We start from the raw sequence: 22,652 nt of genomic DNA on the forward strand, positions 1-22,652 counted from the left end.
CCAGGCTTGACGGTGACTGATGCCGTACCTTCAAAGCCCGGGGTCGGGGTGAAGGTACCGGTCCAGGTCTTGCCGCCATCCGTGCTCTTCAGGTCGGTAACCGTGCCGCCCTCTACCGTCAGGTCGCCCACCTCGAAGTCTTTGACCTGCTCGCTGAAGGTGAAGGTGACGTCGCTGGTTTCGCCCACGGTCAGCTGGTCGTCAACAATGTTGACCACCACGCTCGGGGCCAGGGTGTCGATCGCGGTGTCGTCACTGCCGCCAGTGCCCACGTTGCCGTTGAGATCGGTGTAGCTGCCGTCCTTGACGGTGACGCTGGCCTCGCCGGTATAGCCCGGGGTCGGGGTGAAGGTACCGGTCCAGGTCTTGCCGCCATCCGTGCTCTTCAGGTCGGTAACCGTGCCGCCCTCTACCGTCAGGTCGCCCACCTCGAAGTCTTTGACCTGCTCGCTGAAGGTGAAGGTGACGTCGCTGGTCTCGCCCACGGTCAGCTTGTCGTCAACGATGTTGACCACCACGCTCGGGGCCAGGGTGTCGACGCTGTAACCCTCGGTATCGGTCACGGTGGTGCTGTTGCCCGCCGCGTCGGTGGTGGTGACCTTGGCGTCGATCACCTTGTCCCCATCGGCCACCAGCTCGCTACCCGGCACATTGATGCTGAAAGTCTTGTCGGCCAAGACCAGACCGGTGAAGGCCTTGCCATTGACGGTCAGGGTGACGGTGTCGCCCTCTTTCACGTCGCCACCCACGCGACCGGTCACGGCGATGTCCTGCTTGGACTCGGCCGCGTTGATCACGTCGTCAGGGGTGATGTTGCCATCCAGGGTGATGCTGGCATTCGGTGGAGTGGTATCGAGCAAGGTGGTGTTGTCGGTGGCGCTGGCCGGGTTGCCCGCCGCGTCGGTAACGCTGGCCACCACGGTCAGGTTGCCATCCGCCAGCCCGCTCAGATCGGCGCGGGTCTGGTAGTTGCCGTCGGCATCGGTGACGGCAGTGACTGTCACGCTCTTACCAGTGGCATCGCTGATCACCAGGGTCACGGTGCGGTTTGGGCCGACATCGGAGGTGCCGCTGATGGGCGTGTTGGCCACATTGGCCGCGTTCACGTCATCCAGGCTCACCGTGATGTTCGCCGTGGTGTCCACGCTACCATCGTCGCTCGACGTGCCTCTGTTGCCAGCAGGATCAGTCACGCTGGCAGTCACGTCATAGCCCCCATCCGGCAACGGCGTCACGACATCCGCACTGTAACTGCCATCCGGTTGTACCGTGGCGGTCAGGGTCTGCTGATTGCCGTTGGCATCGGTCACCGTCAGGGTCACCGTGCTGCCGGGGGCGGCGTCCGTGGTCCCCGTGATGGTCGGGGTGTTGTCATTGGTATTGTCCGGTGCATTCACCGTCACGATCGGAGCCGTAGTGTCCACGCTGCCATCATCGGTCGCGGTACCGGTGTTGCCGGCCGGATCGGTCACGGAAGCCGTCACCTGATAGCCCCCTTCGGCCAGCGGTGTGGTGACATCCACGCTGAAGCTGCCATCCGGTTGCACCGTCGCGGTCAGGGTCTGCTGATTGCCGTTGGCATCGGTCACTACCAGAGTCACCGTGCTGCCAGCGGGGGCATCCGTGGTACCGGTCAGGGTCGGCGTCCGATCGTTGGTGTTGTCGGGGGCAGAGACGGTGATGACGGGAGCGGTGAGGTCGACCAGCTCATCCTCGCTGCTTTGCGCATCCACCAGCGGCGCCGCGCCAGCCGGGTTCGCGCTGTCAAAGCCTGCGCTGGAGATGGTTGCATCACCGGTACGATCGATGGTGACGAAACCGCCGTTGCCGCTGGTACCAGCCACCCCGCCCGCATTGCCTGCGGCCGGGGCTCCGCCCGCCGCCGACGCTTCGAATGCCTTGGTGGGGTCGGTTCCGTCCAGAATCGCTTGCTGCAAGGCGGCGATGTCATCGGGCGTACCCGCGTTCGCCAGCACGGCGTCACCCTGTTCGGGGCGCTCGCCGGAACCCAGGGTGAACGTGGTCTCCCCTCCCTGGAAGCTGGCCCCTTCGGGCGCAAGCAATACCGCATCCTTGGGCAGTACATCGCCTTCTGCAACGAGTCTCTGGCTCCCGTCGGCGGCGACCAGATACATTTTGCCTTGCAAGTGGGTAACGACGACATCCTGATCCAATACGATGCGCTGATTGCTCATGGTTTCTCCTGAAATATCGAAGGGCATATTGCTCCAGCCTCCAATGTGCCCGTTTATCAGGCCATAAACCAGTGAGAAAAATCGAATGAACAGACCGAAATGAAGCCGGGTTTCGGGGTGAAAACGAAGGGACGCCGAAGATGAATAAAATTAATTAAATCAATAGCATCAATTGTGACAAAACGAAGACAGGAGCCTCATCGGCTCCCGTCTCGTGAGGTGTCAGACACCGGCCCAGAGCAGGATGGCCAGCAGCTGGGGCGAGATGATCCGCAGGAACATCACCAAGGGGTAGACGGTCGCGTAAGAGAGTGCGCTGGCACCACTGGTGGGGTGCATGCCGTTGGCAAATGCCAGAGCGGGAGGATCCGTCATCGAGCCGGCCAGCAGACCGCACAGCGTGAGGTAGTTGAGCTTGCCATAATGGCGTGCCAGCACACCCACCAGCAGCAGCGGGATGAGGGTGATTGCCACACCGTACATCATCCATGCGGGACCGTCGCCGTTGATCAGGGTGTCGATGAAGCCGGCCCCGGACTTGAACCCCACCACCGCCAGGAAAAGCACTATGCCTATTTCCCGCAGCGCCAGGTTGGCGCTCGGCGGCATGAACCAGTAGAGCTTGCCGATGCTGCCGATACGAGACAGGATGAGCGCCACCACCAGCGGTCCCCCTGCCAGCCCCAGCTTGAGCGCCGCCGGGAATCCCGGCAGGTAGAAGGGAATGGATCCGAGCAATACCCCCAACCCGATGCCGATGAAGACGGGCAGCATCTGCACCTGCTGCAGTTTCTGCTGCACGTTGCCCACCACGCTGGTGACCGCCTCGATGGCATCGAGCCGCCCCACCAGGTTCAGGATGTCACCGAACTGCAAACTGGTCTGACTGGTCGGCACCAGCTCGATGCCGGCCCGATTCAGGCGCGAGATGACCACATCGTATTTCTGCTTGATGTCGAGATCGCGGATCCGCTTGCCGAGCACCTGCTCATTGGTGACCACCACCCGCTCGACCCGCAGATCGGTCCCGCGGGTTGAGAGGGAGGTGTCTACTTCCTCTCCAAGCACCAGCAGCACCTTGTGCAGGGCATGACGCTCCCCCACCAGGTGCAGCAGGTCGCCAAGTTCGATGCGCGAGTCGGGCTTTGGCACCATCAGTTCGTCGCCACGCTTGAGTCGGGAGCAGATGACGTCCGCCTCGTCCAGACTCGGGATCTCGCGGAGCATCAGGCCATGCATATTGGGATTGCGCACGGCAATGTTGATGGTTTGCAGACTCTCCTTGGTCTTGCCAGCCTGCTGCTCGAAAGCGACCGCCTCCTCCTCAATCTTGATGTGGAAGAACATACGGATGAGCCACATGGTGAGCAGGATGCCGCAGATCCCGAACGGGTAGGCCACCGCATAGCCCATCCCCATCAGGCCGGTGGAGCCAGGATCCGCCCCCAGCTCGGCCAGGATCTGCTGCCCAGCCCCCAGGGACGGGGTATTGGTCACGGCCCCGGAAAAGACCCCGAGGATCACCGGCAGAGGTACATCGAACAGCTGGTGCAACGCTGCCGCCACCAAGCAGCCGAGCAGAACCAGCAGGGCCGCGAAGCCATTGAGCTTGAGGCCCGAACTGCGCAAGGAGGAGAAGAAGCCGGGACCGACCTGGATGCCTATGGTGTAGACGAACAGGATCAGGCCGAATTCCTGAATAAAATGAAGTGTTTGCTCATCCAGCTTCAACCCGGACAAGCCGGCGAAGTGGCCCACTATGATGCCGCCGAACAGCACCCCGCCGATACCCAACCCCACGCCATAGACCCGCCAGTTTCCCAGCCAGAGCCCCAGCACTGCCACCAGCGACAGCATGCTGATGGAAAGCGCGATCTCACTCATCGTTTGCATCCTTTCCAAACTGAACTGGCACTAGCTTGTCAGCAAACGAAGGGGGCAACTGTGGGGTGCCGCACGAATTCAGGCTTTCATGAGCACAAAAATACCAATTAAGGGTTAGCCATCAGATGTAGCCATAAATGGCCATGAAGTGGCACAGACTGCCCCCCAGCACAAACAGGTGCCAGATGGCGTGGTTGTAGGGGATGCGCTTGGCCACATAGAAGATCACTCCCAGGCTGTAGATGAGACCACCCAGCCCCAGCAGCAGGAGCCCGGTACCATCCAGATGCAGATAGAGCTGGTAGATGACCACCAGCGACAGCCAGCCCAGCATCAGATAGGTAAATAGCGACACCTTCTTGAAGCGATTGATGAAGATCAGCTTGAACACGACCCCCGCCAGGGCCAGCCCCCAGATCACCACCATCAGTCCTTTCGCCAGCGGCGTATCGAGCGCCACCAGCAGGAAGGGGGTATAAGTGCCGGCGATCAGCAGATAGATGGCGCAGTGATCGAACAGCTTGCTCCAGCGTCTGGCCGCCACCGAGCTCACGCTGTGATAGAGCGTCGAGGCGAGATAGAGCAATACCAGGCTGGCACCGTAGACGCCGTAGCTCAGCAGTACCCTGGGCCCCTGATCCCACCCCTTGTGCAGCAGCAAGACCAGTCCCAGTCCGCCCAGCAGCAGCCCCAGCCCATGGCTGAGGCGATTCGCCCACTCTTCCCGTGGGGAGTACCCCGTCACATCCATCATTACCTCCAACCCATTACCGGCCCACTCTAGCGGCCGACGTTTCAGGCTACAAGTGTTAGCTGAAAATAAAGGGGCGAGGAGAGGGAGGGCCAGAGATGGCTGTGCCCCCCGCCCCTTTGGTGTATGCTCTGCCGCCGACGCCGCCCATGCGGATGGCCGCGTCTGCCCGACAATCTGGTCTGGAGAACCCGATGAAGCTCACTGAACTGTTTACACAACCGGATCCTGATTTCGGCAAGGCCATGACGGCCCTGCTGGAGCATTTCCATCATTCCGACGACAGTCAGGCCCCCTATCAGCGGGGCAGCTTCACCCACCAGCTCGATCAGTCGTGCATGCCCGCCTTCGGCATCTCTCCCCGGGACTATCTGGCACGGCTCGCCACCCTGGTACCCGGGGCATCGCACCTCACCTCTCCCCGCTACATGGGACACATGACGGCACCGCTGCCGGCCTTCACCGCCGAGCTCTCCCGGCTCTTGGTGATGCTCAACCAGAACCCGATGAAGATGGAGTCCTCCCGTCTGCTGAGCTTTCTGGAGCGGGAAGTGCTGGCCAAGCTGCACCGTCTGGTCTACCGCCAGGACGACGCCTTCTATGCAGCCCAGATGCATGCCAAGGATGCAGCCCTCGGCGTCATGACCAGTGGCGGTACCATCGCCAACGTCACCGCCCTCTGGCTGGCCCGCAACCGGGCCTGTGGCGACAACCTGTTCGCCCTCGCCGAGCAGGGCTATCGCGGCGCCGTCATTCTGGGCTCGCGGCTGATGCACTACTCCTTCGACAAGGGGATGGATCTGCTGGGACTCGGGGGTCGCAGCGTCTGGCGTCTCGACACAGACGAGCACAACCGGCTCAGTCTGGCGGCGCTGGAACAGGCCCTTCAACAATGCAGGGAGCAGAAGCTCAAGGTGCTGGCGCTGGTCGGCGTGGCTGGCAGCACGGATTTTGGATCCGTCGACCCGCTGCCGGAACTGGCCGCCATCGCCCGGCGCGAGCAAATCCACTTCCACGTGGACGCGGCCTGGGGTGGCCCGACCCTCTTCTCGCCCCGCTATCAGGGATTGCTTACGGGGATAGAGCACGCCGATACCGTCACCCTTGACGGTCACAAGCAGTTGCTGGTCCCGCTCGGTACCGGCATGCTGCTCTGCCGCCAACCGGACCTGATGATGACGGTGAAGCGCGAGGCTCCCTACGCCATCCGCGCCACCTCCTTCGATCAGGGGCGTTTCACTCTGGAGGGGACCCGTCCCGCCAACGCGCTCTATCTGGATGCCGCCTTCCAGATGCTGGGGCAGCAGGGTTATGCACAACTCATCGACGCCAACTACGACAGGGCGCGGCGAATGGCCGCGCTCATCGACGCCAGCCCCGCCTTCGAGCTGATGTCGGCACCTGTCATGAACCTGCTCTCCTACCGGTGCATTCCGCCCCACCTGCAAGGTCAGGTGCCCGATGTGGCGGCCAACGAACAGATCAATCTCTTCAACGTCGCCCTGCAAAAAGCCCAGCGCGCCGAAGGGCACAGCTTCGTCTCACGCACCCAGCGCACAGTCTCCCGCTATGGCGAGCAACCGCTCACGCTGCTACGCGCCGTCCTGCTCAACCCCCTCATCGAGGAAGCAGACATACGCGCATTGCTGGACGATCAGGTGCGCCTTGGCAACCAGATTGCCAGCCAGTTGTTCGAGTAACCCGCCGCCCCGGGAAGGAACTGCCTGCAGAATGGACGGTCTTATTCATTTGCCGTTGTCTGACGGGCAGGTACACTGAGTGAAATTTTGAGGTTAGAGCCCAGCATGAAGCAGTTTATCGAGTTCATCCCCCTGATCGTCTTCTTCGCGGTCTACAAGTTTTACGACATCTACACCGCCACTGGCGCCCTGGTGGTCGTCACCGGCCTGCAACTCCTGTACAGCTGGCTTCGCTATCGCCGGGTCGAGAAGATGCAGTTGTTCACCTTCGTGCTGGTCGGTTTCTTCGGCGGCCTCACCGTCTTCTTCCACGACGATGCCTTTATCAAGTGGAAGGTGACCGTCATCAACATGCTCTTTGCCCTCGCCCTGCTCATCGGCCGCTATGGCTTTGGCAAGAACCTCATCAAGCAGATGCTGGCCAAGGAGCTACAAGCCCCCGACCGGGTCTGGGACAACGTCAATCTCGGCTGGGTCGGCTTCTTCACCCTGTGCGGCCTGCTCAACCTCTACGTGGCCTTCAACCTCTCCCAGGAGATGTGGGTCAACTTCAAGGTGTTCGGCCTGCTGGGCATGACCCTGGTCTTCACCCTGCTCAGCGGCGTCTATCTCTATCGCCACATGCCTGCCGAGCAGAACGCAGAACAGAAAAAATAACCGCAACCAGAAAGGGATTGTTCCATGTGGTATCTGATCTACTCCGAAGATGTCGCGGGCAGCCTGCCCCAGCGCAAGCTGGCACGCCCTGCCCACCTTGCCCGCCTGCAAGCCTTGCAGGATGAGGGCCGCCTGCTGACGGCCGGCCCCAACCCGGCCATCGATGCCGAGGACCCGGCCGATGCGGGCTTCACCGGCAGCACCGTCATCGCCGACTTTGCCAGCCAGGCCGACGCCCAGGCCTGGGCCGATGCGGACCCCTATGTCGCGGCAGGGGTCTACGCCAGGGTGACCATCAAACCGTTCAAGAAAGTCTTCTGAGCCCATCGAGGCTGACAAGAAAAAGGCCGGACACTGTCCGGCCTTTTCGTATCCGATGGTGACTCATGCCCTGGCCACAAACCAGGGATTGAGGATATCGGGCTTGTTGTAGCAAAGCGGCGAACCATCGAGCTGGGTGACGCTGCCCCCCGCCCCTTCCAGTACCGCCTGAGCTGCCCCCGTATCCCACTCGCAGGTCGGTGCGAGCCGCGGGTAAAGCTCGGCCTCCCCCTCGGCAATGATGCAAAACTTGAGAGAGCTGCCCATGGAAACCAGCTCGATCTCGCCCCGCTCCAGTTCGCCAAAACGGGCCAGATACTCGAGGGTTTCCTGCGACAGGTGATTGCGACTGCCCACCACGCGCCACACTTGCCCTGCGTCATGAGGGCGGGTCTGGATGGTCTCGTGCCTGCCATCAGCCACACGCCAGGCGCCAATCCCCTTGCCCCCATACCAGAGCTTGTCCAGTACCGGGGCATAGACCAGCCCCCAGCGCGGGGTCCCCTGTTCAATCAGGGCGATATTCACCGTGAACTCGCCGTTGCGGGAGACAAACTCCTTGGTGCCATCCAAAGGATCCACCAGCCAGTAGCGGGACCAGCCGAGTCGCGCAGCCATCACCTCGGGGGAGGACTCTTCCGACAAGACCGGGATATCGGGAGTGAGACGCGCCAGCGCCTGAACGATCACCTCGTGGGCCCCCTTGTCCGCCGCCGTCAGCGGGCTCTCGTCCTGCTTGTACTCCACCGCAAAGGGCTGGCTGTAGATGGACATGATGGCCTCACCGGCAGCGCGGGCGATGGGCTCCAGTTCGGAAATGGCGGGTAGATACATAGAAAAGAGTTCTCGCTCAAAGGGTTGGTCAGTGTAACCGAGCGAGTATCTTCGGCTTATAGCCGTTTGCACTGACTTATACAGTGTCAAAACTGACAGACAAAAAGTGACGCAACACAGCTAATGATAAATGTGATACTAACGCCACATAAGGACGTGAGACCATGAACAGAAAGACCCTGATCGCCGCACTGCTGCTGGGCTGCCTCCCCCTGTTGAGCCAACCTCTGCTGGCCGCCGACAAGGCGGCGACCAAGCCTGTGGCCACCACCCAAGTCAAGGAGAGCGGCAAGATCAATCTCAATACCGCCAGTGCCGGCGAGCTCACTGCCCTGAAGGGCATTGGCGAGAAGAAGGCACAGGCCATCATCGACCACAGGGAGAAGCAGGGCAAGTTCACCTCCGTCGATCAACTGGCGGACGTCAGTGGCATCGGGCCTGCCACGCTGGAAGCAAACCGGGACATGATTATCGTCAAGTAACCGGTTTGAATCCCTGTCATCCAAAGGGCAGCCTGTGGCTGCCCTATTTTTCTTCGGGTATCATGAGCCCACTTTGTATCTTCGGACTCACTCCATGAAAAAGACACCGCTCGTTGTTCGCAAGGCCGTTCTCCCCGTTGCCGGTCTGGGTACCCGCATGCTGCCCGCCACTAAGGCCATCCCCAAGGAGATGCTGCCCGTGGTCGACAAGCCGCTGATCCAGTATGTGGTGCGCGAAGCCATCGCCGCCGGCATCAAGGAGATCATCCTGGTGACCCATTCAAGCAAGAACTCCATCGAGAACCACTTCGACAAAAGCTTCGAGCTGGAAGCGACCCTGGAGAAGCGGGTTAAGCGCCAACTGCTGGAAGAGGTTCAGCACATCTGTCCCAAAGACGTGACCATCATGCACGTGCGTCAAGGGGAAGCAAAAGGCCTGGGCCATGCAGTACTGTGTGCCCGCCCCCTCATCGGGGATCAACCCTTCGCCGTTCTGCTGCCGGATGTGCTCATCGACGAGGTGGCCAGCGATCTGAAGCAGGACAACCTGGCGGAGATGGTGCATCTGTTCGAAGAGGAGCAGATCAGCCAGATCATGGTGGAAGCCGTCCCCGAGAGCGAAGTGGACAAATACGGCATCGCCGACATCAAGGGGGAGGCCCTGAGCGAAGGCATGTCCCTGCCGATGCAGGCCATCGTCGAGAAGCCGCCCCGGGATGAAGCCCCGTCCAACCTGGCCGTGGTCGGTCGCTATGTGCTCTCGGCCAATATCTGGCCCTTGCTGGAAAAAACCCCGGCCGGCGCCGGCGACGAGATCCAGCTGACCGATGCCATCGCCATGCTGATGGAAAAGGAGCAGGTCAATGCCTACTTCATGAAGGGACGCAGCCACGATTGCGGCAGCAAGCTCGGTTACATGAAGGCCAATGTGGAATACGCCGTGCGCCATCGGGAACTCAGCAAAGAATTCACCAGCTGGCTGAAGCAGTTTGCCAAAGAGCTGTAATCTCTGAATATTTACAAGATAAACAGAATAAAAAACTGGGCATCATTCGATGCCCTTTTTCATTTTATAAACAAATATTCAACCATTGATAGATAAAATATCGCTAAATCATAATATTGTAATTTAAAGTCGCTTGTTCTATAAGGATTAAGGCTTGTTCCTAGCCCTTGCATAAAATTTCTAAAAAAATATAAGACACAGGTGGAAGTTCCAATGAATAACCCGTCCAAAGGGACCTTTTTAGGTCACCCTAAAGGGCTTTTTTTGCTCTTTAGTACCGAACTGTGGGAGAGATTCTCCTATTACGGCATGCGTGCCGTGCTCGTCCTCTATCTGACCGACCTGACCGCCAACGGTGGCATGGGCTGGACCCAGGCCGACGCCCTCAAGCTGTACGGCATCTATACCGGTCTGGTCTACATCACCCCCATCATCGGCGGCTGGCTCGCAGATACCTTCCTGGGCCAGCGCCGTGCCATCCTGTTCGGTGCCGTGCTGATGGCCGCCGGCCAGTTTACCCTGGCACTGCCTCACGCCATGTTCCCTGACATGGTCAACACCGTCTTCTATGCCGGCCTTGGCTTGCTGATCGTGGGCAACGGCCTGTTCAAACCGAACATCTCCACCATGGTGGGCGACCTGTATAAAGAAGGGGATCACCGTCGTGACGGCGCCTTCACCATCTTCTACATGGGCATCAACCTGGGCTCCCTGCTAGCCGGCGTGATCTGCGGCGCCGCCGCCACCGCCTATGGCTGGCAAGCCGCCTTCGTCAGCGCCGGTATCGGCATGCTGCTCTCCCTGGTCGTGCAGGCCACCATGGCCCAGCGTTTCCTTGGCGACATCGGCCGTGTGCCCGCCGCCCAGCGTGCCGCCCTGCAGCGCTCCAAGGAGCAAAAAGCGCCTCTGACCAAACAGGAAGTGGATCGCATCAAGGTGATCCTGGTACTGGGCCTGTTCACCATCATCTTCTGGGCCGGCTTCGAGCAGGCCGGTGGTCTGATGAACCTGTATGCCCAGGAGTATACCGACCGCATGATCGGCAGCTTCGAAGTGCCGACCGCCTGGTTCCAGTCCCTGAACCCCTTCTTCATCATCACCCTGGCCCCTGTCGTGGCCGCCATCTGGATCAAGCTCGGCAAGAAAGAGCCGAACTCCCCGGTGAAATTCGCCATGGGCCTGCTGTTCCTGGCCGTCGGCTTCCTGTTCATGATCGGTGCCGTGCTGGAGCAAGGTGGTGATCAGGCTGTCAAGACCTCCATGTTCTGGCTGGTCGGTGCCTACCTGTTCCATACCCTGGGTGAGCTCTGCCTCTCTCCCATCGGTCTCTCCATGGTGACCAAGCTGGCTCCGCTGCGCCTGGCCTCCCTGATGATGGGTGCCTGGTTCGGTTTCGTGGCCCTGGCCAACTATGCCGCCGGCTTCATCGGATCCTTCGTCGGCGAATCCGGTGCCATGGCCATCTTCGGTGGCATCGCACTGGCCGCCGTGATCAGCGCCCTCATCCTGCTGACCATGGCCAACCGCTTGGTCTACTGGATGCACGGTGCCGAAGGCCCGGCCAAAGAGCCCGAAGAACAAGAGCAGAAACTGCAGTCTGCGACCGTTTGACCGGTCAGGACAGCAGAGACCAAACAGGGCGCCCATGGGCGCCCTGTTTGCATGTGTTCACTTCACGGCGTCAGTGGTGACGAACCTGCATCGTCAGGGCGCTGCCGCTGTCACTGCGAAACTGCAGATCAAAGGGCTCGTGCCAGCTTCGCCTGTGCAACGTGTAGCGACTGCTGCGCATCAAGCCGAGCGGCAACCCCCCTGCACGCATCAACCAGTGAGGTGAGGTGAGCCCGGCATTTGCAAAAAGCAGCCCATCCTCCTGATCGAACAGCAGGGCCGCCATGGCAAAGGAGTGACGCAGGCCCGACTCCAGCAGTTGCAGATTGAGGTAATCCAGCAATCGGTGTGGCTGGGTCAACAGCAGGCTCTCTTGTTGCTGGTATTGGCGATAGGGGCCGTTCATCAGGGATCGCACCAAGGCACCACAGAAGGCCGCATCCACACCGAGGATGGGTAGCTCCATCACCAGTACCAGCAGCTTGTCGTCCAGTTTGAAGGTATCCGGGATGAAGAGATTGCCCATGCCGGCAAAGGTGACCTGCCAGGGTCCCCACTCCTGCATGCCAGGGGGGGCCAGCCAGGCGAGCAGCCGGCTGCTCGCCAGATCGTGGCCACGGAAGAAGTCGATGTGCTCCATCAGCTCCAGTTGCTGGCTCTGATGCCCGAGGTTTGTCAGGCATTGCTCGATGCTGCGGCGGATCTGCTCATAGTCATTCACCGGTTTGATGAAGAAGTCCCTGGCCCCCGCCCGCAGCGCACGCTCGATAGCAGCCATCTGATCCTGACCGGAGATGACGATGACGGGCACCTGTGGATAGCGGGCGGTGAGGCAGGCAATCACCTCATGACCATCCATGTTCGGCATGTTCAGATCACACAACACCACATCGGGGTGATAGAGCGCTGCGGCAGAGAGCCCCTCAATCCCGTCTTCTGCCTGAAAGACGCAGGCCCCGTCGTGCTCGAGATAAGATACCAGTGAGTGGCGAAAAACCGCTTCGTCTTCTACCACCAAGATCCGTAGTCCGGCTTTTGACATCTTGACAAAGCTCTTATTAGTCAAATGGTTATTTGAGCATTAAGACTAGATCATGGGCGCTGGATACCGCCACACAATATTGTCGAGCAGCGAGCCGGGCTGGCCTTGGTATCTGCCAAGCGTTTGAAATGGTCCGACTATTTTGCTCGCCCCCTTGCGCAGAGATGATTGACAACCGTCGCCCGGCAGCCGTTCTCTCGCAGGTCGGCACCATGAATTGTATGAGGCACCGCCATGAGGGATAATGCCCTCCACTCCAGATCGTGAAGCAGACCATGACGCCAGCCGAATACAGCGCCCTCGCCCATCCCAGACTCTCCCATCCGGCCCGCAGCCTCTATACCCTGCAACTGCGCCGCTTGGTGCTGGAAAATCGGCTGGCCCGACTCAACTATCCCGAGCTTGGCCGGGCACTGGCTGTCGTCGATCCGGGCAATCCCGGTGGTTTCAGCTATCAGGTCAACGCTCGCCAGCTGACCGAGCTGCTCGACGAACTGATGGAGGCCGAACTGCTTCAAGTCGAGGCCCAGGCTGACAGTGAGCACTACCACCAGTGCCCTTTCCAGTTGCCGTTGCTGAGCCAGCGGGTGCGCAGCCCCCTGCCGGCACGCCCGTTCCAGATGCACCTGCAGTGGCGTCCGGACGAAGAACTGCCTGCTCTCGCACGCCTGTGCGGGGTGATCGATGCCAGCTACAGCGAAGAGGATCTCGGGGAGTTCATCGCCTACTGGCTCGGCCGCCCCGAGGTGTTCGACTCCCAGCACCAGTGGATGTTGAAATTTATTCGGGCCCTCAAGAGTCGGCGCTACGCCCGCCGTCCGGCGACCGTGGTCACCGGGTACCAGCAGGTCGCGCCAGCCCCGTTAGAGGCTGGCCCGAGCCGCCGGGCGCAAGAGATGATCGATGAGGCCAAACGGCTGGCACAAGCTCAGGAGCCGGAGAATGATTGATACCAGGCGGCCACGAAGTGCACGCCCATCCAGCCACAGCCCTAGCAGAAGGAGAATTCCATGACAGATCCGCACGACCCGATGCGCCAGGCACTGGAAGAGATCGAGGCCAAACGCCAGAAAATCGCCAAGGCCAGACAGGAGCAACGGGCTCATGATCCCGAGCTCAAGCGTCACGTCAGCAGCCTGCAGGAACGTATTCTCCGACTGCGGGCCGCAACCGGCGGCAGCCAGTACGACTACGAGACCCTGCGCAAGGAGTACGACGCCAAGGCCAATGCCGAAGTGCGCGAGTTGCAGAAGGCCGCCCGCCAGGAGCGGATCCAGAAGCTGATCGCCCAGGCCGACCTCAATCCGGACTGGATCTTCGACAAGATGGATTCCGGTGACCCGGCCCTGCAATACCCCATCGAAACGGCCCGCTACTTCATCAGCGGTTTCGAGCACTGGGAGAAGAGCGGCGGGGGCTGCATGCTGATCTACGGCGATTACGGCACCGGCAAATCCACCCTGGCGGGTGCCGTGGCCCACGAGTTGATCGCGCGCCACCAGAAGTCGGTGATCTTCCAGCAGTGGGCCTCCATCGTGGACAGGCTCTTCTTCAACGTCATCCAGGATCAGGAGGAGCGCAACCAGTACCGCCGCGCCCTGGAAGAGGTGGACCTGCTGATCATCGACGAGGTGGCGGCCAACCGTGCCAAGATGGCCGAGAGTCAGTCCAGCTTCCTCGGCCACCTGCTGCGCCGTCGTCGCAACCTGTCCAAAAGCGTCATCATCATCACCAACCACAGCCCCCAGAGCCTGCATCAGGCCATCGGTGATTTCAGCTATGAGGCGATCAAGGCGTTCAATCCGGTGGACATCCACCTGAGCGGACCCAGCCGCCGTCCCAGCATCGGCCATTACAACGGTTGATCCCGTCGGGCCGGCGTCCCTGATGTCCGGCCCTTCATATCCCCTGCACCTCACAAATAAAAACCACTCTCATTTACAGAGAGCCATCCAGGCTCTAGGCTTGCTCTTTTGTTCGAGAGGGCCTGTCATGCCAACCACACTCATCTTCGGTGCCAGTCGCGGACTGGGCCGCGCCTTCACCGACCACGCACTGCAACTGGGCCACAGGGTCGTTGCCCTGGTGCGCCATGCCGACATGGCCAGCGAGCTGCATACCCTGGGAGTCGAGGTCGTCATCGGGGATGCCCTGGACCCCCAGGCCGTGGCCCAGGCTTGCCGCTTGGCGGACAGGGGTGCCCGGGTAGTCTCCACCCTCGGCAGCTTTCGCCAGAGTGCACCGGTGGATTATCAGGGCAACCGCCATGTGATCGACGAGATGGAGCGCGCCGGGCTCAGCCGCCTGCTGCTGGTCACCTCCCTCGGTTGTGGCGACAGCTGGCAATACCTGCCCGAGCGGGCTCGCGCCGCCTTCGGACACGAGGTACGCCTCAAGAGCCTGGCGGAAAGCTGGCTGCAGACCAGCACCCTTGAGTGGACCATTTTACGCCCCGCAGGGTTGCAGGATGGGGAGCCCACGGGTCAGGCCATCCTGAGCCAGGGGCAAGAGAGGCATGGCCTGGTCAGGCGCCAGGATGTAGCGATACGGGGTTTGCAACTGCTCACCGACCAGGAGGCGTGCGGCCAGATCTATGCCATCGGCGATCCGGGTCTGAGTCAGCCATGACCCCTGTGAATGGCAACACGGTCAGCCCGAGGGCTGACCGTGTTGTTGCAAGGGGGCCTAGTCGGTGGAAGACGCTGTCGCCCCATCATCCGGCCGCGTTGCAGGGCACGGTTGACGCCAGCGGAGCAACCAGCACGCCAGAGCGCCATACAATAGTGCAAGCCCCCACAACTGCCACCAGTAGCGGGAGACCTGGGCAAAGTCGGCCCCCATCTGATTGAGGCGCAGGAATCCCTCGATGGCCGGCGTGCTCGGGGCCCACTGGGCCAGCCAGTTGAGGGGAGCCGGGATGAGCTCAAGGGGCCAGATAAAGCCGGCCAGGAAGACCAGCGGCAAAGAGGAGACAAGTACCACCTGAGTCGGTAGATCACGGCGGGTGAACAGAGCGCCGAGCACGATCCCGAGCCAGGTGGTGGCCAGCAGGAACGGCAGGGTAAAGAGCCAGAGTTCGCCGGGTACAGCGGTGCGGGCAATACCGTAGTGATCGAAGCAGAAGCCGAAGAAGTAGGTCACCGGAAGGACGAAAAGAGCCCCCACCACCAGGGTGCGGGCCAGCAACAAGGCCGGCACGGGGGCATGTTGCCAGTAGCCTGACTCGCCACGGCGGCTGCGCTGGTTCTGGGTCGCCCCCAGGATGCCGGTCCCCATCAGCAACACCTGATGCAGGATCAGCACGAATACCGCTGGCACCACGTAGTTCACATAGCCCATGGTGGGGTTGAATACCGGCAGCACATTGAGGGCCACCGCGTTCCAGCCCATGGCGGCCTGGGGCAGCGCCTCGCCCTGGCTCATCAGCCTGGCCACCTTCACCTGGGCGGCGAGCGTGCCCCCCGCCTGGGCCAGCCCTTCGGCAATGGTGCCATAGACCAGGAAGTAGGAGGCATCCCCGGCATAACCCAGGGTCACGCTCCTGCCCAGCATCAGATCCCGGTAGAAGTGGCGGGGAATGTGCAAGATGCCGCTCGCCTTGCCGGTCAGCATCATCTGGCGGGCCTCGTCGAGCGAACCGGCACGGGCCACCAGTTTCACCTGCGCCGTGGCATCGGCCATGAACTCCAGCTGGCGGGAGAGCTGGCTGCCATCCTCGTTGACCACCACCACGGGCTCTTCCCTGGGCAATTGGTGCAGGTAGGGCTGGGGGTAGAGGAAGGAGTAGAAGAAGACGCCGCCAAACAGGGTCAGCATGATGGCGCGATCCGCCAAGAGGGTGCGCAGCTCAAGGCGCATCAGATCCCAGAATCCCATCATGGCCTGGACTCCTCATGGGGTAGCGCGCCCGACGGCGTCCGGTAGCGGTGTACCACCAGCAGCAGGGGCAGCAGAAACAGCAGCAGGGCCCCGAGCTGGGGCAGGGCCGCCGTCAACGGTTGACCGTAGTTGGTTTGCCCGATCTGCAGCTCCACATAGTGGGAGATGGGCAGCAGGCTGCGCCAGAACTGGGCCACATCCCCCATGGCGCTGACCGGAAAGGTGACCCCCATGAAGGCAAATCCCGGCGCCGTGTAGGCGCCGGCCAGAGAGAGCGCCCGCGCCGGATCCCGGATGATGGCGTAGAAGAAAGCCCCCATGGTGACGCAAGCGGCCGACGCCAGTCCCAGCCCCGCCGTCAGCACCAGCCAACTGCCTTGCATGGGGTACCCAAGCCCCTTGAACAGCAGCAGACTCCACGCCAGACCCCACCCCCAGCCGATGAGCACATGGGGCAGCAGAGTACGCCAGAGGCCGAACCAGACCCCTCTGGTGGTCCAGTCCAACCCGAGGCGATCGGTGCGGGCCAGGGCGTTCAGGCCATAGAGCACCACCAGGATCTGCCACACCGCAGGCAGCAGGGCGCTCAGCAGAAACTGGGCGTAGCTGGAATTGATGTTGTAGAGCGCGGTAACCTGACTCGCAATGGGTACGGATTGTCCCAGGGCACCGGGCAGCGTCTTGCCGTCGGCCATGGCCGAGAGCACGCCCACCTGGCCATTGAGCGTCCCGACCACCTGGGCCAGTGCGGAGTTGACCAGCTTGGCAATCAGGATGAACTGGCCATTGTTGAACACGGTCACCCTGGGTTGGGTCCCCTCGCGGGCATCCCGCTCCAGGTGATGGGGGATCACCACCAGGGCATAGATGTCCCCTCCTCGCAGTGCCCTGGCCCCCTCGTCGATGGCGTCAAACTGCTGCGCTATCTTGAGCCCGGCGGAGCCATCGAGAGAGAACGCCAGTTGTCGGGAGAGGGGGCTGCGATCCAGATCCACCAGACCGACCTTGAGATCCCGCGCCAGGCCGGCTGAAAAGATCCAGCACAGGATCCCTATCAGCACCAAGGGGACCCAGCTCGCCAGCGCCCGGCCGAACGGGTCCTGCCAGAGCAACCGCCATTCGCGTCCCATCAGAGCTCGACCAGCACGCTCATGCCGACCCGCAGCCCGTCAACCGGCTGCAAGGGGCGCGCTTCCACCTGGAAGCTTTTCATGTCGAACCCCTGGCGGGTGTCGGTGGCACGCCAGGTGGCGAAATCCCCCATCACGGCCACATGGGTCACCTTGAAGCGCACCAGCTGATCCCCCAGGCCGGGAATACGGGCATCAAACTCGGTACCGACCGGGAACCTTGGCAAGAGGTCCTCACGGACATGGAACTGGGCCCAGGCATCCTTCATGTCGAGCAAGGTCACCACGGGGAAGCCCTGGGGAGCCAGCTCGCCGCTACGCAACAGCACCTGGGCAACTTCCCCCTCGTGTGGGCTGGCGATGCGGGTATCGGCCAGATAGGCTTCCACTTCCGCCACGCCGCCAGCCGCCATCTTGGCCTGCTCGCGGGCCGCTATCTTGGTCTCTTCCCGCGCCCCTTCCAGCGCCATCTGGTATTGCTGCCAGGCCATGCCCTCGCTGTACTTCGCCGCCTGCCAGGCCGTCCAGGCCTCGTCACGCTTTTGCAGCGACATCACGCCATCCCGATGCAGGCTGGCAATGCGCTCGTAGGTTTTGCCATGAAACAGGGCAGCTGCCTTGGCCTGTTGCCACTGATCCTTGGCGGCCGCGATCTGCTGCACTCGCGCCCCCTTCTCGGCCTCTTCGGCCATGGCACCCGCCGCGGCCTGCCCGGCCTTGGCCTGACTCAGCTTGGCCTCGATCTCCGGGCTCGCCAGAGTGAACGCCAGTTGGCCCCTGGCCAGTTGATCCCCCTTCTTCACCAGTACCTCGTCGATGCGGCCCGCCACCTTGGAAGAGACCGAATACTGCTGCGCCTCTATCTGCCCCTGCAGACGCACCGGCTCCGGCTGATAGGCCAGCCAGAAGCGCCAGCCAAGCCAGAGCACAAGCAATACCAGCGCCAGTGGCAGCAGCCAGGGCTTGCCCTGGCTCATCTTCTTCTTGATGGGGGGATGACTCATGAATTCACCTCGGCAAACGGGCGGCCCTTGACGGTCGAAACGGACATGAATAACGGAGTGGAAGAGAGCGCGATCATGAGTTCACCTCGATCGCCTGGCCATGCTGATACTGGTTGAAACTGTTCATCTGACCGGAGAGTGCCAACAGGCGGGCCAGAGAGATCACGTATTGATAGGCGGCGGCGGCGCGCTGGGTCTTGACCCCGGCAAGCTGAGTCTGGGCATCGACCACATCGAGGGAAGTGGAGAGCCCCTGACCGAATGCCTTGTCACGCAACCGCACGTTCTCCTCGGCCAGCGCCTGGGTCGAGGAGAGAGAGTGATACTCTTCCAGTCCCTGGGCAGCCTCGCGCCAGGTCTTCTCGACCAGCAGCTCCAGATCCTGGCGGGTCTTGGCTTGCAGCAGGTTGACCTGGAGTTCGGCGCTCTTGGCCGCCTGGACCGTCTCGGAGCGGCCATCACGACTCACCAGCGGCATGCTGACCCCGACACCAACCAGCCAGTCCGGTGTGGTCTTGGAGACGATGGAATCATCTTCATAGAGGTTGTAGTTGCCGAACAGGAAGAGCTCGGGGGCGTATTTGCCCTTCTCCAGCTTGATCATCCCCTGGGCCTGATCCTTCTTGGCCGTCAACAGCTTGAGACCGGGATGCACCGACAGGGTCTCCTCCACGAAGGGAGACAAGGCTGGCATCCCTTCGTTGATGAAGAGGGCGGTATTGGGCTCAGCCTGCTTGAGCTTGAGCATGTGGCCGAGCGCCAGCTGGGCGATCTCCAGGCTGCGCCTGGCCTTCTGGGTATCGATACGTGCCCTGTCATAGGCAGACTGGGCCGAGAGGCGCTCCACCTTGGCGATCTGCCCCTGGGCTTCGAGCTTCTTGGCATGATCCAGATGGTGTGCCAGTCCCTGCTCGATCTCCTGCTTGGTCTGCACCACCTGCGCCGCCAGCACCACCCCGAAGTAGGTCTGGGAGAGGCTCTCGAAGGTGGACTGCTGTTTGAGCACCAGCAACTGCTCAGCCTCGCTCACCTGGGCCTGACGAATATCCTGGGCCGCATCGATGCGCCCGCCGGTAAAGAGCGGCCATAGCATCTTGACCGAACTGGTCACCACGTTCTGCTTGGTGAGGGGGGTGACGAAATCGCTCGGGCTGAGGTTGAGTGCCTGCATCACAGGCCCCAGCACCTTGCCGAATTCCGGATGATTGGCGATGGGGTTGAGATCCAGCATGTCCAGCTCCATCGGCTGATCGAGATGGGTATAGCTGGCCCCCACATCCACCTTGGGCAGGTACATGGCCTTGGCCGCCTCCCGCAGTTGCTGGGCCCGCTCCACCCCGGCCTGCTCTGCCGCCAAGCCGTCATCCTGCTGGATGACCCGGCTCCAGGCCTCGGTAAAGCTGACCGTCTGCGCCTGAGCCGACCCCAGCACGATACCCAGCAGGCATGGGCAGAGCGACTTGATGAACTTTACCGTCATACATCCCCGATCCGTTTGTAATGAAATTGTGTAGAGTCTTTGCTCAATTCAGGCCCGCTATCATAGCCTAAACCGGCTTGAGAGGGAGACTCACAAATCACCATCTCCCTCACTCGCGCCCTCCTGACCATGGTCACAGACAATATGTCCGATTTTCAAGCACTCCTGAATTTGCAAGCCTTGGCGCGACGTTTTTTTCAGAAAAAAATGGCTGACGCTCAAATACTAACCTTTTCTCCTGACTAAAAAATGCGTAATATACGCCGCCCTAAGCCGATGGTAACCGTGGAATGCAGATAGGTCCCCACACGCTTGAAACTCCCCTGATCGTGGCCCCCATGGCCGGTGTAACAGACCGACCATTTCGTGAACTTTGTTTACGTTTGGGAGCCGGTATGGCCGTTTCCGAGATGCTGCTGGCCAACCCGGATGTCTGGGATACCCAGAAAACCCGGATGAGAATGGATCACTCTGCTGAAGGCGGCTTGCGATCGGTCCAGATTGCCGGTGCCGACCCCGAGATGATGGCGTTTGCTGCCCGCTACAACGTGGAGCAGGGCGCTCAGATCGTCGACATCAACATGGGATGTCCGGCAAAAAAAGTGAATAAGAAGCTGGCAGGTTCCGCCCTGCTGCGTCAGCCAGACCTGGTCAGATCCATCTGCCGGGCCGTGGTGGATGCGGTGGAAGTACCTGTCACCTTGAAGATCCGCACAGGATGGGATCCGGATAACCGCAATGGCGAGGAGATCGCCCGAATCGCCGAAGATTGCGGTATCGCGGCCCTTGCCGTGCATGGTCGTACCCGTGCCTGCCTCTACAAGGGCGAAGCGGAGTACGACACTATCAGGGCGATTAAGCAGGCCGTATCGATTCCTGTTGTCGCCAATGGCGACATCGATAGCCCGGAGAAAGCCCGGTATGTCCTCGACTATACCGGTGTCGACGCCGTGATGATCGGCCGTGCTGCGCAAGGACGACCCTGGATTTTCCGGGAAATCCGCCATTTTCTTGAAACGGGCACCAAGCTGCCGCCTCCCGACAGGGAAGAGGTTCGCACCCTGATGAACGAGCATGTCACCAATCTGCACCAGTTTTACGGTGCCTATCTGGGAGCGCGCATTGCCCGTAAACACGTGGGCTGGTATCTGGATGAAGAAGAGGCGGGCCGAGAATTCCGTAAGCACTTCAATGCCCTGGATTGTGCAGACGCACAACTCGAGGCACTCGAAGCGTATTTCGATGGATTAGGTTAACGCATAACTAAAGAGCCGACCGAATATGTTCGAACAAACCCTGACTTCTGATGCATTGGTAACAACTACTCACAATCACGCTGCCGAGCCGACCCAACGCCCCCTGCGTGACTCTGTGCAACAGGCCCTGCGTAACTACCTGGCCCAGTTGAACGGTCAGGAAGTGATTGATCTGTACGATATGGTTCTCTCCGAAGTCGAAGCTCCCATGCTGGACGTGATCATGCAGTACACCCGTGGCAACCAGACTCGCGCCGCCGTAATGATGGGCATCAACCGCGGCACCCTGCGCAAGAAACTCAAGCGTTACGGCATGAACTGATCCCGGTCATTCTGCTGCAGTGCAGACGAAGGCGTATCCCAGCGATGGGATACGCCTTTTTCTATGCCCGGTTTTTACCTGCTCACTCCACCGCCAGCTTGATACCGAGCCCCACGAACAGCCCCCCCATCACGCGATTCAGCCAGGTGGCCACCCGGGCGGGCAGTCGCACCTTGCGGCTTGCAAACGCGGTGGAAAACGCCAGCAGATGGCACCAGATCATGCCGTTGAGATTGAAGATGCAGCCCAGCACGATGAATGCCATCGCCTTTTGCGGTGAAGCGGGATCGATGAACTGGGGCACAAAAGCGAGAAAGAAGAGCGCCACCTTGGGATTGAGGACATTGGTGAGCAACCCCTGCCGAAAGATGCGCCCATAAGAGAGCGCAGGCAGCGCCACAGCCCCATCCACAGACGTTGAAGTGCCACTCCTCTGCCAGAGCATGGACACGCCGAGATAGACCAGATAGAGCGCCCCCATCAGCTTGATGACGGCAAACAGCTCGGCGGAGGCACTCAACAGGGCAGACAGTCCCAGCGCCGCAGCCAACACATGTACCATGGTACCTGTCCCGATACCCAATGCCGCCATGGACCCTGCACGCCATCCCTGGGAGCCGCTGCGCAGCATGATGAGCAGGGAGTCAGGCCCAGGCATCATGTTCAGCAGCAGGCCAGAAACGACAAACAACGCCAAATCGTGGATCCCCAACATAGACAGCTCCTTGTACATGAAAGAAACAGTCTATGGATCCTGAGGTACTTGTCACTCCCGTTTCCAGCAATAGTGATTATCAAGGAAGGGAATAGCGCTTGAGCCGGAGATACTTGACGCTCAACCTGGTGAGAAAGAGAGATTGAGCCGTTTGAAAGACAGTGATACTGGCTGAATAACAATGTTTATCGATACAATAGGCTGTGTTTTGCGCATTAACCAGACTTATTATCTAAAAAATAAATTTCAGGCAATAAAAAACCCCGCTCAGATGAGCGGGGTTTCTTGTATTGGGTGCCTGGCAGTGTCCTACTCTCGCATGGCGAATGCCACACTACCATCGGCGCTACAGCGTTTCACTTCTGAGTTCGGCATGGGGTCAG

General features: G+C 60.9%; 22 protein-coding genes. 12 read left to right on the top strand and 10 right to left on the bottom strand.

What is annotated here, in order from left to right:
* The 3 genes from ACB037_RS21040 to ACB037_RS21050 form a co-directional block, all read right to left on the bottom strand.
* Positions 1–2,195 (bottom strand): retention module-containing protein (locus ACB037_RS21040; protein WP_371175887.1); only part of this gene is annotated, 2,195 nt, incomplete at its 3' end.
* Between the two features lie 222 nt (positions 2,196–2,417).
* Entirely contained in the window at positions 2,418–4,079 is a 1,662-nt protein-coding gene (locus tag ACB037_RS21045) for a putative transporter (protein WP_010675535.1), read from the bottom strand.
* A gap of 121 nt (positions 4,080–4,200) precedes the next feature.
* Positions 4,201–4,833 (bottom strand): hemolysin III family protein, encoded by a 633-nt coding sequence (locus ACB037_RS21050; protein ID WP_045521878.1) that lies wholly within the window; start codon positions 4,831–4,833, stop codon positions 4,201–4,203.
* A gap of 191 nt (positions 4,834–5,024) precedes the next feature.
* Between ACB037_RS21050 and ACB037_RS21055 the strand changes: the two genes are divergently transcribed.
* The 3 genes from ACB037_RS21055 to ACB037_RS21065 all read left to right on the top strand — a co-directional run bounded on the left by ACB037_RS21055 (position 5,025) and on the right by ACB037_RS21065 (position 7,508).
* Positions 5,025–6,530 carry an aminotransferase class V-fold PLP-dependent enzyme gene (locus tag ACB037_RS21055; protein ID WP_371175888.1) on the top strand — a complete coding sequence of 502 codons (1,506 nt, stop codon included), beginning with the start codon at positions 5,025–5,027 and terminating at the stop codon, positions 6,528–6,530.
* Between the two features lie 105 nt (positions 6,531–6,635).
* Entirely contained in the window at positions 6,636–7,187 is a 552-nt protein-coding gene (locus ACB037_RS21060; RefSeq protein WP_039041321.1) for a septation protein A, read from the top strand.
* Positions 7,188–7,211: 24 nt separating this feature from the next.
* On the top strand, positions 7,212–7,508 hold the full coding sequence (locus tag ACB037_RS21065) for a YciI family protein (protein WP_010675539.1): 297 nt from the start codon (positions 7,212–7,214) through the stop codon (positions 7,506–7,508).
* A 63-nt stretch (positions 7,509–7,571) separates the two neighbouring features.
* Here ACB037_RS21065 and cysQ read toward each other — a convergent pair whose 3' ends face one another.
* The gene (cysQ, locus tag ACB037_RS21070) at positions 7,572–8,342 is read right to left on the bottom strand and encodes a 3'(2'),5'-bisphosphate nucleotidase CysQ (protein ID WP_039041322.1); all 771 of its coding nucleotides are present in this window, start codon (positions 8,340–8,342) and stop codon (positions 7,572–7,574) included.
* Between the two features lie 164 nt (positions 8,343–8,506).
* Between cysQ and ACB037_RS21075 the strand changes: the two genes are divergently transcribed.
* The 3 genes from ACB037_RS21075 (at position 8,507) to ACB037_RS21085 (ending at position 11,441) form a co-directional block, all read left to right on the top strand.
* On the top strand, positions 8,507–8,824 hold the full coding sequence (locus tag ACB037_RS21075) for a ComEA family DNA-binding protein (protein WP_048206972.1): 318 nt from the start codon (positions 8,507–8,509) through the stop codon (positions 8,822–8,824).
* Positions 8,825–8,918: 94 nt separating this feature from the next.
* Positions 8,919–9,830, top strand: a complete 912-nt coding sequence (gene galU / locus ACB037_RS21080; RefSeq protein ID WP_010675542.1) for a UTP--glucose-1-phosphate uridylyltransferase GalU — start codon at positions 8,919–8,921, stop codon at positions 9,828–9,830.
* A gap of 213 nt (positions 9,831–10,043) precedes the next feature.
* Positions 10,044–11,441: a peptide MFS transporter gene (locus tag ACB037_RS21085; RefSeq protein ID WP_041212400.1), complete on the top strand. Its 1,398-nt coding sequence runs from the start codon at positions 10,044–10,046 to the stop codon at positions 11,439–11,441.
* Positions 11,442–11,511: 70 nt separating this feature from the next.
* Here ACB037_RS21085 and ACB037_RS21090 read toward each other — a convergent pair whose 3' ends face one another.
* Positions 11,512–12,483, bottom strand: a complete 972-nt coding sequence (locus ACB037_RS21090) for a response regulator (RefSeq protein ID WP_029314797.1) — start codon at positions 12,481–12,483, stop codon at positions 11,512–11,514.
* Between the two features lie 275 nt (positions 12,484–12,758).
* Between ACB037_RS21090 and ACB037_RS21095 the strand changes: the two genes are divergently transcribed.
* From ACB037_RS21095 to ACB037_RS21105, 3 genes are all read left to right on the top strand, one after another.
* Positions 12,759–13,433 (top strand): DnaT-like ssDNA-binding domain-containing protein, encoded by a 675-nt coding sequence (locus tag ACB037_RS21095; protein WP_324036517.1) that lies wholly within the window; start codon positions 12,759–12,761, stop codon positions 13,431–13,433.
* A gap of 60 nt (positions 13,434–13,493) precedes the next feature.
* A complete protein-coding gene (locus ACB037_RS21100; protein WP_103243669.1) occupies positions 13,494–14,348 on the top strand; it encodes a DnaA ATPase domain-containing protein in 855 nt (284 codons plus the stop codon).
* 127 nt (positions 14,349–14,475) lie between these two features.
* Positions 14,476–15,111 carry an SDR family oxidoreductase gene (locus tag ACB037_RS21105; protein WP_039041325.1) on the top strand — a complete coding sequence of 212 codons (636 nt, stop codon included), beginning with the start codon at positions 14,476–14,478 and terminating at the stop codon, positions 15,109–15,111.
* A gap of 57 nt (positions 15,112–15,168) precedes the next feature.
* Here the strand turns inward: ACB037_RS21105 and ACB037_RS21110 are convergent, their stop codons facing one another.
* From ACB037_RS21110 to ACB037_RS21125, 4 genes are all read right to left on the bottom strand, one after another.
* A complete protein-coding gene (locus ACB037_RS21110; RefSeq protein WP_371175889.1) occupies positions 15,169–16,362 on the bottom strand; it encodes an ABC transporter permease in 1,194 nt (397 codons plus the stop codon).
* A complete protein-coding gene (locus tag ACB037_RS21115) occupies positions 16,359–17,492 on the bottom strand; it encodes an ABC transporter permease (RefSeq protein ID WP_371175890.1) in 1,134 nt (377 codons plus the stop codon). The genes ACB037_RS21110 and ACB037_RS21115 overlap by 4 nt, the downstream gene beginning before the upstream one ends.
* Positions 17,492–18,496: an HlyD family secretion protein gene (locus tag ACB037_RS21120; RefSeq protein WP_371175891.1), complete on the bottom strand. Its 1,005-nt coding sequence runs from the start codon at positions 18,494–18,496 to the stop codon at positions 17,492–17,494. Before ACB037_RS21120 ends, ACB037_RS21115 begins: the two co-directional genes overlap by 1 nt.
* A 73-nt stretch (positions 18,497–18,569) precedes the next feature.
* On the bottom strand, positions 18,570–19,976 hold the full coding sequence (locus ACB037_RS21125; RefSeq protein ID WP_202041965.1) for a TolC family protein: 1,407 nt from the start codon (positions 19,974–19,976) through the stop codon (positions 18,570–18,572).
* 290 nt (positions 19,977–20,266) lie between these two features.
* Here ACB037_RS21125 and dusB point away from each other — a divergent pair, with 290 nt between their 5' ends.
* Positions 20,267–21,232 (top strand): tRNA dihydrouridine synthase DusB, encoded by a 966-nt coding sequence (gene dusB / locus ACB037_RS21130; RefSeq protein ID WP_010675552.1) that lies wholly within the window; start codon positions 20,267–20,269, stop codon positions 21,230–21,232.
* Positions 21,233–21,257: 25 nt separating this feature from the next.
* Positions 21,258–21,554, top strand: coding sequence for a DNA-binding transcriptional regulator Fis (gene fis, locus ACB037_RS21135; protein WP_005309538.1), 297 nt, complete (start codon positions 21,258–21,260; stop codon positions 21,552–21,554).
* An 82-nt stretch (positions 21,555–21,636) separates the two neighbouring features.
* Here fis and ACB037_RS21140 read toward each other — a convergent pair whose 3' ends face one another.
* Positions 21,637–22,269, bottom strand: coding sequence for a LysE family translocator (locus tag ACB037_RS21140; protein ID WP_043156049.1), 633 nt, complete (start codon positions 22,267–22,269; stop codon positions 21,637–21,639).
* Between the two features lie 181 nt (positions 22,270–22,450).
* Here ACB037_RS21140 and ACB037_RS21145 point away from each other — a divergent pair.
* On the top strand, positions 22,451–22,652 hold a 202-nt coding region (locus ACB037_RS21145; protein WP_371175892.1), incomplete at its 3' end, for a hypothetical protein.

The sequence above is a fragment of the Aeromonas sp. S19(2024) genome (assembly GCF_041402625.1).
In the GTDB taxonomy this organism is placed as follows: domain Bacteria; phylum Pseudomonadota; class Gammaproteobacteria; order Enterobacterales; family Aeromonadaceae; genus Aeromonas; species Aeromonas caviae.